Raw genomic sequence first — 17508 nt, forward strand, 5'->3', positions numbered from 1 at the left:
AATTTGAAAAAGATTAATCAAAATGAAATGTTATTAAAATAAAAAATAATCAATTATAAAAGTGATTTTGAACGTAAGGAATTTGTAAGGAAGAGGTAAGAAAAAAGAGATTTTCATTGTGTATGATTAAAATGTAAAGAAGATTGAGAGGAGGAACAAATACCATATATTTATATAAAAAAACAAATCAATTAATAAGACTTGTTTGGAAGAAAAGAGACATTACAAAAGTTAACATACAACTGAAAAAAGGATAGGTTATTTTTTAGGTCAGAAAGTCGTTTGTGAAATAGTGGGTATAAGAATGATTACAAATTCAATATCGCCCTTTTGTCTTTAGTCAAGATGAAAGCTGTATGATTGATTAGCTTAAAAACAGTAAAAAACCATATATACAATATGAGTAGGGGAGAGAAATATTTTGATGAAAAAGCACTGTCGAATTACATGTACAGGTTTAGCCCTTTTGATAACTGGAGGTTCTCTGTTATATACAACTCCAACCTCAATTGTAAAAGCGGAGTCCACTCAAAATGTATCTAAATCGTTAGAAACAAGCACTCAAAGAGACCGTACTTCCGTCAAAGAGGCAATGCGGGGTACATTGCAACTTGGATATCCAGGGATACTTGCTAAAGTTTCTAAGAGCGGAAAAACATGGAGTTATGCTGCTGGTGTAGCTGATCTGAGTACCAAGCAACCAATGAAAACAGATTTTCGTTTCCGGATTGGCAGCGTGACAAAGACGTTCACTGCAACAGTTGTACTTCAATTAGCAGGAGAAAATCGCTTGAATTTAGACGATTCTATTGAAAAATGGTTGCCTGATGTCATTCAAGGAAATGGATATGATGATAAACAGATTACTATCAGGCAATTATTGAATCACACAAGTGGTATCGCTAATTACACAAGGTCAAAGGATTTTAATATGATGGATACAAAAAAATCCTATACTGCTGAAGAATTAGTAAAGATGGGAATATCCATGCCTCCAGATTTTGCTCCAGGAAAGAGCTGGTCGTATTCAAATACAGGATATGTATTACTAGGAATTCTTATTGAAAAAGTAACTGGGAACAGCTATGCGGAAGAGATTGAAAGTCGAATTATTGAACCACTTGAATTAACGAATACATTCTTACCTGGAAATTCAAGCGTCATTCCAGGAACCAAGCATGCCCGTGGATATATCCAATTAGACGGAGCAAGTGAGCCGAAAGATGTTACTTATTATAACCCAAGTATGGGGAGCTCGGCCGGAGATATGATTTCTACAGCTGATGATTTAAACAAATTCTTTTCTTATTTACTTGGGGGCAAATTATTGAAAGAACAGCAACTAAAGCAAATGCTTACAACAGTCCCTACAGGAATAGATGAACTTGGCGATTACGGGCTTGGAATTTCCAAAATAAAGCTTTCAAACGGTGTATCCATATGGGGGCATGGAGGAACCATTCCTGGTTTTTTAACTTTTGCTGGGGGCACACTTGGAGGCAAGCATACATTGGCCGTCAATTTAAACAGTATTAAAGCTGATAGTCCTGATCCTTTTAAAAATATTTTACTTGCTGAATTTAGCAAGTAGGTCAAAGGGGAGAACGGATAAATTTTATCATATTTTCATAGTGGAACAAACAAATGATGAAAACGGTCACTTATCTAAGGAGGTAATTCCGTGATGAAAAATAAGCTAACTGGTGTGTTAGCCACTGCATTAGCGGTAACTATGATTCTACCAACAGGAGCGAAAGCATTTTCTGAAAGTGAGACTACAGTTGTAACTGGTGAAGAAGTAGCTAGTCAGGAACTGAAGAAGATTGCAGCAGAGAAGGCTGAGCTACTTACAAAGTCTTATGAAGCGAATAGCGTGCAGTATGCGCTAATTGATAATGGAAAACTTATTTTGTCGGGTCAGGCTGGCAGGAATGATATGGAGGGGGAAAAGCTGCTAACCAAAGATACTCAATATGGGATTGGTTCAGTCAGTAAAATGTATGCAACAGCGGCTGTAATGAAATTGGTCGATGAAGGGAAAGTCGATTTGGATGCTCCTGTTGTCCGCTATGTTCCTGATTTTAAGATGAAAGACGGTCGATATAAACGTATTACAACGCGTATGTTATTGAATCACTCCTCTGGATTGCAAGGTTCTACGTTAGGTAATGCATTTTTATTTGACGATAATGATACCTATGCCCATGATACCTTGTTACAGCAACTGTCAAATCAAAACTTGAAGGCGGACCCTGGCGCTTTCTCGGTATACTGTAACGATGGTTTTACGCTGGCCGAAATTTTGGTGGAAAGAGTTAGTGGTATGAGTTTTACTGAATTTTTACATCAAAGCTTTACAGGGCCTTTAAAGATGAATCATACGAAAACGCCGCGGGACAAATGGAGGGATGAAAATCGGGCTGGACTATATTTCCCGGCGTACCAAGGACAACTTCCAAGTGAATCGGTGAATGTAATTGGTACGGGAGGCATATCTTCTACGGCAGAAGATATGGTGCAATTCTCACAATTATTTATGGGACAGGGAAAAGGGATCCTCTCTGATAAAGTGGTCAAGGCAATGGAGCAAGCGGAATATAAAAAAGGAATATGGCCAGGGGATGGAGATAATATTTTTAACTATGGCCTTGGGTGGGATAGTGTGAAACTATACCCATTTAGTGAATATGGGATCAAAGCTTTGGCTAAGGGCGGCGATACGGCACTGCAACATGCTATATTAGTCGTGCTACCAGAACAGAAAATAGCAGCGGCTGTATTGTCATCTGGTGGACGGAGCTCTATAAATCAACTAATGGCAACTGAATTGTTACTCGCCAGACTTAAAGAAAAAGGTACTATTAAAGACATCAAGCCAAACAAATCCTTTGGCAAGCCGGTAAAAGTCAAAATGCCTCAAGGTGTAGCAAAAAAAGCAGGATTTTATGGCAATAGCGAAACCCATTTTAAAATTGAAATTACGAACAACGGAGAACTGCTCTTACCATCTAATCGAGAAGAAAAATATGTATATACTGCTGATGGAAGTTTTATTAATGAGGAGGGTACCTCCAAGCTCAACTTTGTAACCGAGAAGAATGGAAGAACTTATTTGAAGGAGAGCGCATATAAATCGCATCCAGGTTTAGGGCAAAGTGTGATGACCCACTATTTAGCTGAGAAACTAGAAGATAACGTGCTATCGAAGAAAACCGCTGCTGCATGGGCAAAGAGGGAAGGTGTCAAGTTCTATCTTGTGAACGAGAAATTTAGTTCTATTCAATATCTCGTTCAACCGAAACTTCTTACTACACAAATTACTCGCAAGGAAGGCCCAGCAGGCTATTGGGATGGCAGAAAGATTACAGGTCCGAATACCGCAACGCATCAGCTCCAAATTCCCCTAATGAATGGCCGTGATACAATGGAAACACACTTCTATACAGAAGGTGGAAATGAATATATGAAGATGGCTGGGTTGTTGTACGTAAGTGAATCAAATGTAAAACCAATTGATATAGGCCAATCATCCCAAGTTACGCTGGGAGCAAATGGGCATGCGAAATGGTATACAATTCCGCAAGCGGCAGCAGAGAAAAGAATGACCGTGACGTTGCCACCAAAGGGTTCGTTTGCGGTGTATGATGAGAAGGGAGTTTGCATCAACTTTAGCATCGTGAGTGGCAATAACAAGGTGAAACTGCCGAAGAACGGAACAATCGTATTCGCTGGGGCACCGAAATCGGAATTTGCAATCTCGGTGAACTAGCTACAATTTAAGATGATCTTAAACAAAACCAGTACGGCACAAAAAAGATGTATTACTGGTTTTGTTTGTATTTACGCATTCTCTACGAAAAAACTTGAATAATATCACGCTCAAGCACTATAAAACATCTATAATACATTATAAAATTGTATAAAGAAAAGGCACCAAAGGTGCCTTCTTGCGATTTGAACCTTCTTAATATAGAATTGGATGCCAATCCAATTATTATTTTACTGCATTAAGTAGTTTCAGTTATTGAGAAATTATAAAAGCCCTCTTTCAAGTGCCTTTTTTAACGAATTTCCCGAAAGAATTCTCCTTCCTCAAGCGTGTGAAGGGCTTAGCCCAACGGTAGGTGGGAGATGAATTTCGGTTTGGCGTAGCCAAAAGGTTTTCCTTTTTATTTTGCCTCTGATATAATCAGTCTTATAAATTATAAAGGCTGGTATATAAATGAAATTAGATAGTAATAACCATTCAGTATTCTTGTTGTATTATCACCTTGTGTTGGTCGTGAAATACAGAAGAAATGTGTTTGATGATGATATGTCAGACTATGCAAAAGATATGTTTGTTCGACTATCTGAAAACTATAACATCACATTAGTTGAATGGAATCATGATGTAGACCATGTTCATATTTTGTTCAAAGCACACCCTAATACAGAAATGACAAAATTCATCAATGCTTATAAAAGTGCAAGTTCTCGACTTATTAAAAGAGACTTTCCACAAGTGAAAAAGAAACTTTGGAAAGAGATGTTTTGGTCAAGAAGCTTTTGCTTGCTAACGACTGGTGGTTCGCCAATAGACGTAGTAAAAACATATATTGAAAATCAAAGTGAAAAGTGAGGTGAAATGATATGACAAAGCAGAATAAAGCATATAAATTCCGTTTGTATCCAACAAAAGACCAAGCACATCTTATGCGTAAAACCTTCGGTTGTGTACGTTTCGTGTATAACAGAATGTTAGCTGAACGGAAAGAAGCGTATGAAAAACATAAAGATGATAAGGATCAACTAAAGAAACAAAAGCTTCCCACTCCAGCAAAATACAAAGCAGAATTTGAGTGGTTAAAAGAAGTTGATTCATTAGCTTTGGCAAATGCTCAACTAAACTTGCAAACTGCCTATAAAAATTTCTTTCGTGGTCAAAATGACTTCCCAACATTCAAAAGCAAAAAAGACAGAAGGTCTTATACAACGAATGTAGTGAACGGAAATATTATGTTGCTTAACGGTCATATCAAATTGCCAAAACTGAAAATGGTACGTATCAAACAGCATAGAGAAATACCACAAGACTATATAATCAAGTCATGTACGATTTCTATGACATTTACTGGTAAATACTATGTGTCCATTTTGACTGAATACGAAAAAGAGATCGTACAAAAAGAAGTAGAAACAGTTGTTGGATTAGACTTTGCGATGGATCAATTATACGTCAGTTCTGAGGATGAGAGAGCCAATTATCCTAAATTCTATCGTGAAATGTTAGACCGATTAGCAAATGCTCAACGAGTATTATCAAGACGTACAAAAGGTTCAGGGCGTTGGAATAAACAACGTATCCGTGTAGCTAAGCTGTATGAAAAAGTAGCAAACCAACGTAAGAACTTCCTTCATCATAAGTCTAAAGAGTTAGCTACTCATTTTGATGTTGTAGCTATTGAAGATCTAAATATGAAGGGAATATCGCAAGCACTTCATTTTGGAAAAAGCGTCGCTGATAATGCTTGGGGTATGTTCACTTCTTTCTTAGCTTATAAACTAAATGAACAAGGCAAACAGCTTGTGAAAATAGACAAATGGTTTCCTTCCACAAAAACATGTAGCAGTTGTGGAAATGTGAAAAATATGTCATTGTCTGAGCGAGTCTATTCTTGTATATGCGGTGTAAATCTCGATAGAGATTATAACGCAGCTATCAATATCAAAAATGAAGCAATACGCCTATTAGCGTTAGCATAGATAGCAATAAAATAACCCTTGGAACAAGGGAGTTAGCTCGGCTGTTTTAGGACGAATTCGTTAGCTACCAAAAGTAACGACTAACCGAGAAGCCCCCACTTCAAACAGTCCGTTAGGACGTTAAGTGGCGGGTAGTTCACTGAAAGAAACTGGTGTACCGTTAAATAACATTGTAAAACATCAAAAATGGAGCGGTAAAATCTGCCCTGCTAACATGATTAATAATGGGCAATGGGATGTATTCGTAAATAGCGTTGAGGGGTATTATAATAATCTTTATCAACCAAAAGATGACATTACAGGAGGTTGGTATGAAGAAGCTATTCGAGAGTTAAATAGAAAGGGTATTATGATAGGGGAAGGAAACGGAGTTTTCGCACCCAATAGAGCGATAACAAGAGCCGAATTTGCTCAATTAATCTCTAAGTCTCTAAAACTGCCAGCTGGAGATGCTTCATTTAAAGACCTAAACGATGCAAATTCAACTTTACGAGATGGTATTAAACGTACTGCAAGTGCAGGTATCATTCAAGGTAGAGGAGATGGTTATTTTGACCCAAACACACCTATTACAAGAGAAGAATCAGCAATTATTGTAAACAAGGCTTTACAGTATAAAGGTATATGGGGACCAGTTGTAAACCTACCATTCTCAGACAAAGACCAAATTATTTATAAAGAAGACGTACAAAGACTGTATGGCCTAGGTATTGTAAGAGGTAAGGGGGACAATCAATACGACCCTAAAGGAACAACAACTCGTGGTGAGACAGCAACATTCATTCTAAATATGCTACAAGTAATTGAAAATGGTAGTGTTCAAAAGGTAATTGGAACGGCTCAAATTAATGGTATTGGGGTAAATGTTCGAAGCGGATCAGGTACAAACTATTCTATTGTTAGAAAGACAAGTAAAGGCGAAAAAGTTACCGTATATGAAGAAAAGAACGGCTGGCTCAGAATTGGAACAGGTCAGTGGATTTACTATGACTCTAGTTATATCGAATATAACAGATTATAAAAGACTGAATAGTTAAAAGAACAGGTCATATTTGGATATATAACTTACTCTCAGGTTGTGAAGAAGACTTTCTCCACAACCTGTTTTTGTGACTAGCGTCCTCTTTACCTACCAATACTGATAAAAAGAGGAAATTCATTATGATGGGGTCATCAGAAAATCAACATAATTAGCGTGTATACAATTAAAAACTAATGTTTTTCTAATAATTAAGTAGAGGTCACCGTACATGACCATCCAGCTCATATTTTGAAATACCCCAAAACGAAAAAATGAGCTTTATTGTTACAAGTTAACATAAGATTTCGTTCTGGGGTTACTATAAAATTTTAGCATAATAGCGATGTGTTAGTTCTAAAAACTCAATAAAAGCTTTAAAATACTCTTATAGTTGGTCAAGCACATGAACTAGACATCTAATTATTTCAGAAGATTTCTCGATTTGATCTGCATCAAAATCTGAAAGGTTCGCACTAAGAATATGTTTTAGTTTTTTCTCTCTTTCTAAGTGACAATTTAAACCACTAGGCGTAAGTCGGATATTGACAACTCTCCGGTCGTTAATTGAACGAACACGCTTAACGTAACCGACCTGTTGTAATCCGTTGATTAATTGAGTAATACCAGCGGCGGTAGTTTCTGCTCGATCAGCTAATTCTTTGACTGACAATTCGCCTTCTTCAGCTAATACTTTAAGAGTTCGAGCGTGGACCATTGAAACGGCCCCTAATGTACGAGTAGCTCGCCCTCTTAAACGTCCATCGGCTGCAGTCAGACTATATATAGCCTGGCTAAGTTCGTCTATCGCAGTTAACTTGTTTGAAGAATTTGTCATAACATCACCATTTCCTCATTAACTAAGTACTTAATTATATGAAGTTAACATTAACATATGAATAAGAGTAGAGTCAAATTAAGTAGAGTCTGGCTATTCATTTTCTAAGCAATATTATATATGCTCACTTTAAATCATCAATAAAATAATAAAACGCCTTTATTTATAGTCTTGACAAAAGTACATCTTATACTTCAATATTTTAATTAAGTACTTAATTATTAAGTGCTTAATTAAAATGTAAAGGATGATTATTATGACTCAACGTTCACAATCACAAGGATGGGCTTTAGATATAGCCCTCGCACTTGGTGGGTTTGATGCTTTGCATCCTGAAGCAAAGGCAACAATGGAACAGTTAGGGCACGACCACACTGATTTTGATAAAGTTTTTTCTCAAGTAAAAAGTGGAGCAATGATACCAAAAGCCTGGGCCACAGTTGCTTCTCAGGCTCAAGAACGTGCAAAACATTATGAACAAAAGGGATTCACTGTTACTGCTCGTGATCTATATCAGCGAGCGGCTGTTATGTGGGGACGTGCACAATACTCATATTTTAATGACGATCCACGAAAATTGGCATTTCGAGAACGTTGTAACGAATGTGTGGCAGCTATTTCATCACTTGGAGGAGGAACAGTACAACGCATAGTACTAGAATTTGAAGGCAAACAGATATATGCACTACTTCATTTGCCCTCAGGTGAAGTTCAGAGTGCACCAGCAGTAATATTAGGTCCAGGTATGGATATGATTAAGGAAGACTATATACAGATTGCACAACGTTATTATACGTCTCGTGGTATCGTAGCTCTATCAATTGAAGGACCGGGTCAAGGTGAATCTGTATCTGAAGGTCTAAAAGTTGATTTGACTAATTACGAACGCGCCGTTAGTTGTTATATCGATTTCCTATCAAAACGGCCTGAGGTGGATTCAAAGCGGATTGGATTTTTTGGTATCAGTATGAGCGGGTATTGGGGGATGCGAGCTGCTGCGAGTGATAATCGTATAAACGCTATAGCGACTTTTGAAGGTGTATATGGTGAATTTGATACCATCTTTAACAGAGCGCAGCCGAGTTTCAAAGCAAATTTTATGTACATGTCTGGTTACACTGATGAAGTTGCTTTTGAAAACGAATTAAGTAGCCAGATGAATTTGTGGAAATTAGCGCCAAAGATTACTTGTCCAGTCTTCATGGGAATAGGAGAATTTGATGAACTTACCCGTTTGGAAGAAGCATTAGGTCTTTATGAGTTTGTAGAGGCACCAAAGGAGATACGCGTCTATGAGAATGAATTTCACCCACTTGGTGGAGTAGCTGCAGAAATTTTTCGTTTTGGTGCAGAGTGGGTGGAACTTGCACTTGAAGGAAACTTTAAAGCTAACCATGATGAGCGTTATTACATGCATCGTGATGGGGGTGTTACTGAAGGGACTGCTTTTCCAACGTATTGGCTTGGTGCCCAGCCGGCGGAAATTAAAGGACGAAAAAAGTGTAATACATTAAATGCTTGTAATAATTAACAAATTTTTACTGATTAAAAAAACAACAAAAATAGTATGTAGCTTTTAATTACACTATTTTTGTTGTTTTCTTCAAAATTTAGACTTCTCATAATTATGGTCATTGTTGAGGATATTCAAAGTGCAGAAGACTTCGAGTTGATGAAGAACATGGAAGAAAATGAAGGGAATGTTAAATGATTTATAAAGTAGGGACGACATACTATGTTTTTTCTTGAGCACAACTAGCATACATATATTCTCTAGGAATTAAGTCCAGAATTGTAGAGACAGACAATGAGATATTTACGTTTTGAGGAACATGACTTTCATAAAAGGCTAGGTATCATTGGATGGGATTGCAAGACAAATTAAAGTTCCTAATTTGAATTTTAGAGCTGATGGATATGGGATGCTATCCAAAAAAGGCGAATTAGGGATCTGCCTTTTTCTTTCTATCGATAATAATGCGTTATGTTGACGGGACATGTATAGGATATTCATTGCTATTCCTTCAAAATGTTGATTTTACATCATATTAAAATAACTCCTAAATTAAGTATTGAAATTCTCTAAATCTCAATGTATTATATTCTTGTATTTTCTCACTTTGCAAAGCTGAGGAAACATCATCACTTTTGAAAGAACCCGAACTCCAGCGGGTTCTTTTGATTTACTTGAACTTATTTTTGAATCATTGTATTATATTTTCAAGTCTTACTTATATAAATCATTATCAAGAGAATCTGCAGATTTGCAGGTTCTTTTTTTATTTTATCGAAAGTAAACTTTTAGCCAGTAGTTTATTTTCATACTATTGATTTTTATACTTGTTTAGTAAAAAATTAATGAGTTGCAAAAAAACCTCTATTTTTTTAGTTCAATTGCAAACTACAAAACTTCTCTTAATAGGGGTAGTACCACGCTATCAAGCTAAAAAACAAAATACCCCCTAAAATGAAAAAATACTGTAAAATGATAATAAAGTTATTGAACTTAGATATGAAAAATACAAGAACTTTGCTACAATGTATCGTAATAAAGTTCCTTAAAGTTGTTTAATTTCTATCCGTTTAAAGATATTAATAAATATTTGATATTGTAATTTAATTAAATAAATGTTTATTTGGAGGTTTTATTAATGAACATTTTAAGTTCGTGGCTATATAACATGAAAATCATAAAATACTTATTGGGAAGGAGTTGATAATTTAAAACTAAAGGAGAGATATTAATGATATATAAAAAAGCAAATCAAAAAGATTATAATACAATTTTGAATATATGGGAAGAGTCGGTTTTAGCTACTCATCACTTTTTAAGAGATACCGATAGAGAAGAGTTTAAAAAAGAAATACCCTCATATTTCCCACATCTTAATGTACAGTTATGGTATGAGAAAGAGGATTTAATTGGCTTTTCTGCTATAAATAAACAACACTTAGAAATGTTATTTTTAAAACCTAATAAAATAGGTAAAGGATACGGTAAAGCTATTATTAATTCTTTAATTAATGACTTTGATATTACATCCGTTGATGTAAATAAAGACAATAAGAGTGCAACTAAATTCTATATTAATAATGGCTTTTTTATAGTAAATGAAATGGAAACAGATTCTTCTGGACGTCCATACCCTATACTAGAGCTAAAGTTAAAATAAGGTAAAGGTTGGAATTCTCTCTTACCTTTGCTTATTGCACTAAACTGCGTGTTAGTCCAATAAGAATTAAACAACTTTATTGTCACTTAACAAATACGCTATTCTTTCTGTAGAATCATAGGAAAGGATGGCGTTTTTGTATGGCTATTTCTGTATCTGGTGAATTACAGCTATTTGCTCAAGAGATTCAAAGCTTTTTATCTCCAGATGTTTTACGAGACCTTGCTAGAGATGTTGGTTTTGTACAACGAACCAGTAAATACCAAGCAAAAGATTTAGTTGCTTTATGTATATGGATGAGTCAAAATATCGCTACAACTTCTTTAGCTCAATTATCTAGCTGTTTAGAAGCATCCACAGAAGTACTCATCAGTCCCGAGGGACTGAACCAACGGTTTAATAAATCAGCCGTTCAGTTTTTACAACATATATTGACTAACCTTCTAAATAAAAAATTAACTTCATCTATGCGAATTTCTTCTCCATACACCTCTGTTTTCAAACGTATTCGTATTTTAGATTCAACTGCGTTTCAGCTTCCAGATATATTTTCATCCATTTATCCTGGGGCGGGAGGATGTAGCCATACTGCTGGGATGAAAATTCAACTTGAATATGACCTGTTAAGCGGACAATTCCTACATATCCATACAGGTCCAGGTAAGCAACATGATCGAACCTATGGTTCTCTGTGTGTCCCAACTGTGACACCGAATGATTTATGTATCCGTGATTTAGCATATTTTCACTTAAAAGACCTTCAACATATACAAGATAAAAAAGCTTATTATATCTCTCGTATTAAATCCGATACACGTATTTATCAAAAAAATCCCACACCTGATTATTTTTAAGGTGGAAGAATAAGGAAAGATGCAGAGTATATACAGATAGATATGGAGACGTTAATGAACTCTCTCCAACCAGGACAAACCTATGAAATATCCGATGCTTATGTAGGAATGACTGATAAAGTACCAACTCGTGTGATTGTTCATCGGCTAACAAAAGAACAATAAAAAAACGATTGCAAAATCAAGTTTTAAGAGAGAAAAAGAAAGGAATGAAATATTCCCCTCGTAGTAAACGTCTCAGTGGTATCAATGTATATATGACAAACATCCCTACAGATATTGTCCCGATGGGACAAGTACATGACTGGTATTCTTTGCGTTAGCAAATCGAGATTTTATTTAAAACATGGAAATCATTCTTTCATATTCATCATTGTAAAAAGATAAAACAAGAAAGGGGTTGGAATGCCATTTGTATGGGCAACTAATCGCCATTCTACTCTGTTCTTCTACTATGTTTCAAATGCGTCAATTACTTCTTATGAAAAAGAAACGAGAACTGAGTGAATATAAGGCCATATATATGATTAAAGATTATTTTCTTCTTATTTATCAAGCCATACAGAAAGACACCCAAGAACTATCAAAGATTCTCATTCGCCTGTTCAAACTCGTACAGCAAAACGGGCGGAAATCTCATCGGTATGAGAAGAAAACAGTCTTTGATATTATGGGTGTTATCTATGAGTATAGTAGATTTAGAAAACAAAAGAGAACTGCATAATCTTTAAAAATAATACCTATTTAGGTTTATTTGGCATGCTCATTTTTACGGAGAAAGAGTGTTTTAAGAGTTTTTTATTTTATTTGAACAAAATTTCATTTTGTTTCTGTTCTTAAGTTGATGGGCATGTATGGTGACCCCTAATAGCTTTTTCAAAATCGTCCATCTTGAAATTCATTTTAATTTTCACAAGAGCCCTCCTATTTATTGGTAAATTCAACTTCTTATGAAAATTATACCAAATTGAAAGGGTGGTAGTTATGAAGAATACTAATTTAATGGCAAAAGTTGAAATAAAAGGTTTAGAAAGACTTAAAGCATTAGTAGAGGAGTTGAATAACCTTGAATTGGAAGTTGTTGTACATGAAGTAAAACAAGAAGAGGATTGAAACTAATGAATAAACAGCAGCGGGATAAGGAAGACAAAGCAAACATCATCAAAATGATACGAAATTTAAGGTCTAGAGGAATACATAACAGCGCAGATAAAGTTGAGGAAATGCATAAGAAGTTTATAACTCTAGCTAAATAATAAAAACCCTACATGTTGAGGTGCAGGGCAATAAAAAGATAAGTAGTTTTAGATTTCGGACAGGAAATCTTGAGGTGTAATCAGTTTAATATATAGTTTATTAAAAACTCTATATAAATATTTAATAATATATGGACATAGACAAACTCTCGCTTGTCGGAATATTCAGGAATCCGATGGTATCCCCCACCTAGTAAATGGGCTCCTGGATATTCTGATGCGCGAAGCATCAGAAAGGGTGAGAACAATGCATCTGCTAGTTAAAAACTAACATTAAAAATACCTGTACCGGGAGGCACAGGTATCCAAAAAGGGTGTTTCAATGTGTTAGTCATATTGTATCAAGAGTTCAGTAAAAGTGACAAGTTAAATAGAATGAAAATTCAGTTTATTTTGTTGGGAAATAAAAAAAAGCCTCCACCAATAGGACGGTTTTAGAGAAACAAAATAAATATCCGTAACTACATTATATAACGTTTATTAGGTGGATAGGTTGAATCATAGTAATCTTTACGTAATTTTTACATGATATTGGAGTTTTTTGATAGAGGACCAAATTTAAATTTTGTATTAATAAATATTGAGGATAACCCTTATAAATAAAGGCTCCACTCTCAAAAGGATGAGAGTGAAGATTGTGGATGAAATTACTGAGTTCTTGGGATGGTGAACATCAGCACATAAATAATAGCATGAGTATTCAGAAAAAACATTGAGTAAATGTTTCCGATTTTTCAAATTATAGTTAATTAATTTTTATTAAACAAAAGCGTTATTTTTTAAAAGAATCTTTACGCCTATACAAAAAGGTAGCAGGCAACTAATTAAGTTACCTGCTATGCTCGCACACTGCACAGAGGAGCAAGTTCCATTTGGAAAGAGAGAAGCCAGGGAGAAAGCGGCTCAAATGTAGTATGTGTAATACAAAAAAGATTATTCAAAAAAGGGGAATGAGAGATGGAACTATTAAAAACTCAACAATGTCCGTATTGTGATTCAGTTGTAGAAGATTGTTATTGTGATGCTGAGGAAGATGAAAACTAAACAAAACAGTTATTTGAATCGGTTGTATTAATAGAAAAAGAGCCATATTTAGACTCTTTTTAAAAAGGTTTATTAATCATTTGTTTTCGAACCAAAACAAATATTGTACCTGAACAAATGCAGATTGCGTAAATTATACCGCTTATGTCACCAAAGAATTCAAGCCCGAATGGGAGTAGAAAAGTGACAATTCCTATTATATAAGCGAATGTTCCAAATAATTTAGCTAGTTTATCTTTATCACCAATAAAAGTAGCTTCTTGGTATCCAGCGATAAGGAATAAGTACTTTTTAATATGAATTAGATAACCACTTATGATGATAATTAAGCTAACAAGTGTACAAATTACAAATCCACCCATTATATTCACCTGCCTTATTTGGATTTTACCATATTTAGGTTGGTTTTTAATAGGGCTAACATAGAAGACTACTTTTCTATGAGAGAGAATTAGGGTTGAAAAAGCAGAAATTTAAGGAGTGAAAGAAAATAGTTTCAAACAAAATTCTTAGTGTATAAAAAATAAAAGAACCCGTTTATTATAAACGGATTCTTCCCACAAGGTGTGCAAGAAATTCAAGGTAACTGGACCAGAGCCACCTGTGGAATTCCTTGTGATAATACTGTATGTAAAGGAATCAATAAGGTTAGTGAATTTCAAACAAAATTCTTATTTAATAAAAAAACGTGTACAAAAAAATGTACACGATTATATAAAAATTATGTCTTGCGTGCTCATTGCATTCTATGTTTATGGTATGTAAAACGTGATACATTGCAATACATTAAAAGTGCTCTCTGACCAAAACTAATATTGAAAAAGGATACCCAAGATATTATATGTATGTTTTTTTAGATAGGTGAAATTAAAAATAAAATCTTTATTTAATTAAAAAGAGCGCTAATCGAGAGCGCGCTCCTTATGCCTCATTATAACGACAGTGACGAACTCACATTAAATAGAAAGGCACTATTATTGTATACGGAAGTATAGGATTAGTGAATGGATTTAGATAAAATCGTTATTTTATAGATCGGAGTGAAATTTCAATGAATGTTAAAGCAACAATAAAACTTGAATTAGATGAATCACAGAAAAACTGGGTTTCCTATGTTAGAGAGCAAGGTGGAGAAGAAGCAGTATTTCATTATCTGGAAGAAGAAGTGCAAAAGAAAATTGAATTAGCTGATTTTGTAGAGATGGAATACAAAGACAAGTAATTTAGACCAAAACGCTATTTGAATGGGAAGAGAAGGATACGTTTTGTATAAGGGATGCGTAAGTGTATCTAAAATGAAAATCCCTCGCCGAGTATAAAAGTGGTGAGGGATTCAAGTAATCTAACTTTTATTGTTAGATTAGTCATTAATTATAATAGCCAATATAACTTACTGAACTTTTATAAGTACAAACTCGCTCTCCTTTAATTCCGTTCTTTGTATAATTTTTTGGCGGTTTAGAATTAAACAACTCAGAAAATTTATGCGTTACATTTTTACAAGGATTATCATCAGAAACTTTAAGCGGTGTATCATTTATTTTTGCCGCAGATACACTAGTAACACCAGAGAAAATAATACTAATTGCAAATGTTCCAATAGCTAATTTTTTAAACATAAAAACATCTCCATTCTATTAATGATTTTCTATCAATTTTTCTATAACTTTGATAGACAGCCTGATTATACCAATAGAAAAAAGAGAAAATGTAATATTTTGTAGATTATGAAATTTAATTATAAATTTTGAAGGAATTGTGATATTTATGTCAGTGTTACTAACCTTAGTATGAACAATACCCGTGAAACTAAATAAAAACTTCATTTTAAACAACAAAGCAGCTAGCCGAAATAGCTAACTGCTTCGTTGTACAATTTTAGAAGTTACAATCGATACGGATATATGTTGTAACAAAAAGTTACAATTATAGTATAAACAAATATCAAAATATTATGCAGGTAAGAAAACTAAACAAAAATTTCATTTTATAGAAATAAGGAAACTAAAAAAGAGCACCATGCATCAGTGCTCTTTAAGATAGGAGGTAACACTTTGAGCTGATGTCTAGGTTAAAAATATATGATTTAGAAAAGGAATAAGACCTAAATTTTATTATTAACTCAATATAAAAGAGCAATTAGCTTTTGCTAATTGCTCGGTCCAAGGTAATAGACATAGAGTGGGTATTAGTAAAATTGGCTATTCACGAGCCTGTTTACAGTGTAACCAAGATTTTTAAATGTATTCCCTCTTTAAAAACCTTATTCAAACAGTGTTAATTAAAGAGGGAGTGGAGTAATGAAAAAGAATACTTTCCCTTTATACATGAGATGATTTTTTAATTCTCAATATTATATGAGTGTTAAGATAAAAATGTGTAATTAAAAGAGCAGCTAGCAAAAAACTAACTGCTCGGTTCTCCAAGGGGGAACAAGGAGAAAGATAACCATGTGTCTACATTATTGACAGAATATTTAGTTTAATTCATAAAGAATGACGTTTAACTTAATGCATAGCCAACGATTAAAGTTAGTGTTAAAAACACTGATAATAAAAGTGTTAGTAGAACTGTCGCTATGCTTCTAAGCATAGCAACCCAATTATCTATTTTAGAAAATCCTTTCATACCAGCAAAAAAAGTTCCTATTGTTAAAACTAGTAAAAAAATAAAGGGTGTATAGGTAGCGAATTCATAATAAACATTTTTGTTTCGGATGAGGCTATCGAACCAATTTCAAGATATAAGAGGAATAAACCAATGCAAATAAAAGAAAAAATAAAGGACCATAGATTGATGTTATGTTTCATTGCTTTCTCCTATGTAATTAAAATATTTACATTTGATTTTACTGGAAAATTAAAGAAAGAGATAGCGATTATAAATCGAAATAAATTTTTTAACAAAATAATCCTTTGAATAGAAAGTGAGGAATAACAATGGGACTTGGAAACCGTGGTATGGCTTTTGAAAAACTTATCAATCTAGCTAATGAAATGTATCAAAGAGGGGGAGTGGCGCTTATAAACAAGCGTCCGACTCTTGTGAAGATGATTAAGAGCAAAGATAACAAAGTGCTAAATGATTCTATGAAGCTAAGAGTACAGTAGACTATGATGGCGTGTATAAAGGACGAGCTATAGCGTTTGAAGCGAAATCTACAGAGAATCCTGGACGATTTGATTTAAAGAACATTGCACAGTACCAATTAGATTACCTGGAGAAAGCAGAGAAGATGGGAGCAATTTGTTTCTTCCTTATTTAATTTAACAAGGACAAGTCAATATTTGTGGTACGACTATCAGTCATTCAATCTTATATAAGGATGTCTCATCAACCGAAGGGCAAGAAGTCTATACCAAGAGCAGATTTTGATATTTATGGATACTTAGTAGAGCAAACAGAACGAGCATCAGTTGATTACTTGCAATACGTTGATGAAGTAATAGCACCAATTATGTTTGATGGAATGATTCAGTTTGATCAGGACCATAAAAGGGTAGGAAATAACATTGAAGCAGCAAAAGAGAAGATGGCCAACAAGAAACGTAAGTTATTAAAGGCTTAATAGATAACGGAA

At 34.5% G+C, this 17508-nt stretch carries 12 protein-coding genes and 4 pseudogenes; 12 read left to right on the top strand and 4 right to left on the bottom strand.

What is annotated here, in order from left to right; genetic code table 11:
* The first annotated feature begins 424 nt into the window (after positions 1-424).
* The 5 genes and pseudogenes from N2V80_RS28885 to N2V80_RS28905 form a co-directional block, all read left to right on the top strand.
* The gene (locus N2V80_RS28885) at positions 425-1591 is read left to right on the top strand and encodes a serine hydrolase domain-containing protein (RefSeq protein WP_061655259.1); all 1167 of its coding nucleotides are present in this window, start codon (positions 425-427) and stop codon (positions 1589-1591) included.
* Between the two features lie 93 nt (positions 1592-1684).
* The gene (locus tag N2V80_RS28890; RefSeq protein ID WP_061655285.1) at positions 1685-3769 is read left to right on the top strand and encodes a serine hydrolase domain-containing protein; all 2085 of its coding nucleotides are present in this window, start codon (positions 1685-1687) and stop codon (positions 3767-3769) included.
* Positions 3770-4222: 453 nt separating this feature from the next.
* A complete protein-coding gene (gene tnpA, locus N2V80_RS28895) occupies positions 4223-4621 on the top strand; it encodes an IS200/IS605-like element ISBth16 family transposase (RefSeq protein ID WP_000762752.1) in 399 nt (132 codons plus the stop codon).
* Positions 4622-4632: 11 nt separating this feature from the next.
* Positions 4633-5745: a transposase gene (locus N2V80_RS28900; protein ID WP_340981042.1), complete on the top strand. Its 1113-nt coding sequence runs from the start codon at positions 4633-4635 to the stop codon at positions 5743-5745.
* Between the two features lie 139 nt (positions 5746-5884).
* A pseudogene (locus tag N2V80_RS28905) lies at positions 5885-6766 on the top strand (S-layer homology domain-containing protein); the annotation flags it as partial.
* Positions 6767-7151: 385 nt separating this feature from the next.
* Here N2V80_RS28905 and N2V80_RS28910 read toward each other — a convergent pair.
* Positions 7152-7601, bottom strand: coding sequence for a MarR family winged helix-turn-helix transcriptional regulator (locus N2V80_RS28910; protein WP_061655261.1), 450 nt, complete (start codon positions 7599-7601; stop codon positions 7152-7154).
* 256 nt (positions 7602-7857) lie between these two features.
* On the opposite strand from N2V80_RS28910, the gene N2V80_RS28915 reads away from it, so the two are divergent.
* The 5 genes and pseudogenes from N2V80_RS28915 to N2V80_RS28935 all read left to right on the top strand — a co-directional run bounded on the left by N2V80_RS28915 (position 7858) and on the right by N2V80_RS28935 (position 12884).
* Positions 7858-9132, top strand: coding sequence for an alpha/beta hydrolase (locus N2V80_RS28915; RefSeq protein ID WP_061655262.1), 1275 nt, complete (start codon positions 7858-7860; stop codon positions 9130-9132).
* A gap of 1213 nt (positions 9133-10345) precedes the next feature.
* The gene (locus N2V80_RS28920; RefSeq protein WP_061655263.1) at positions 10346-10774 is read left to right on the top strand and encodes a GNAT family N-acetyltransferase; all 429 of its coding nucleotides are present in this window, start codon (positions 10346-10348) and stop codon (positions 10772-10774) included.
* A gap of 140 nt (positions 10775-10914) precedes the next feature.
* Positions 10915-12352: pseudogene (locus N2V80_RS28925) on the top strand (IS4 family transposase).
* Positions 12353-12612: 260 nt separating this feature from the next.
* The gene (locus N2V80_RS28930) at positions 12613-12741 is read left to right on the top strand and encodes a hypothetical protein (protein WP_255257775.1); all 129 of its coding nucleotides are present in this window, start codon (positions 12613-12615) and stop codon (positions 12739-12741) included.
* A 5-nt stretch (positions 12742-12746) separates the two neighbouring features.
* Positions 12747-12884, top strand: a complete 138-nt coding sequence (locus N2V80_RS28935; protein WP_172793965.1) for a hypothetical protein — start codon at positions 12747-12749, stop codon at positions 12882-12884.
* Positions 12885-13987: 1103 nt separating this feature from the next.
* On the opposite strand, the gene N2V80_RS28940 is transcribed toward N2V80_RS28935, so the two are convergent.
* A complete protein-coding gene (locus N2V80_RS28940) occupies positions 13988-14290 on the bottom strand; it encodes a DUF3784 domain-containing protein (protein ID WP_061655264.1) in 303 nt (100 codons plus the stop codon).
* Between the two features lie 689 nt (positions 14291-14979).
* Here N2V80_RS28940 and N2V80_RS28945 point away from each other — a divergent pair.
* Positions 14980-15150, top strand: coding sequence for a hypothetical protein (locus N2V80_RS28945; protein WP_172793966.1), 171 nt, complete (start codon positions 14980-14982; stop codon positions 15148-15150).
* A gap of 145 nt (positions 15151-15295) precedes the next feature.
* Here the strand turns inward: N2V80_RS28945 and N2V80_RS28950 are convergent, their stop codons facing one another.
* Together N2V80_RS28950 and N2V80_RS28955 are read right to left on the bottom strand one after the other, a co-directional pair.
* Entirely contained in the window at positions 15296-15547 is a 252-nt protein-coding gene (locus N2V80_RS28950; RefSeq protein ID WP_061655265.1) for a hypothetical protein, read from the bottom strand.
* Between the two features lie 883 nt (positions 15548-16430).
* A pseudogene (locus N2V80_RS28955) lies at positions 16431-16738 on the bottom strand (hypothetical protein).
* Between the two features lie 129 nt (positions 16739-16867).
* Here N2V80_RS28955 and N2V80_RS28960 point away from each other — a divergent pair.
* Positions 16868-17496 (top strand): annotated as a pseudogene (locus N2V80_RS28960) (Holliday junction resolvase RecU).
* The last annotated feature ends 12 nt before the right edge of the window (positions 17497-17508 follow it).

Origin of the sequence: Bacillus sp. FSL W8-0640 (genome assembly GCF_038007725.1) — a bacterium.
Classification (GTDB): domain Bacteria; phylum Bacillota; class Bacilli; order Bacillales; family Bacillaceae_G; genus Bacillus_A; species Bacillus_A cereus.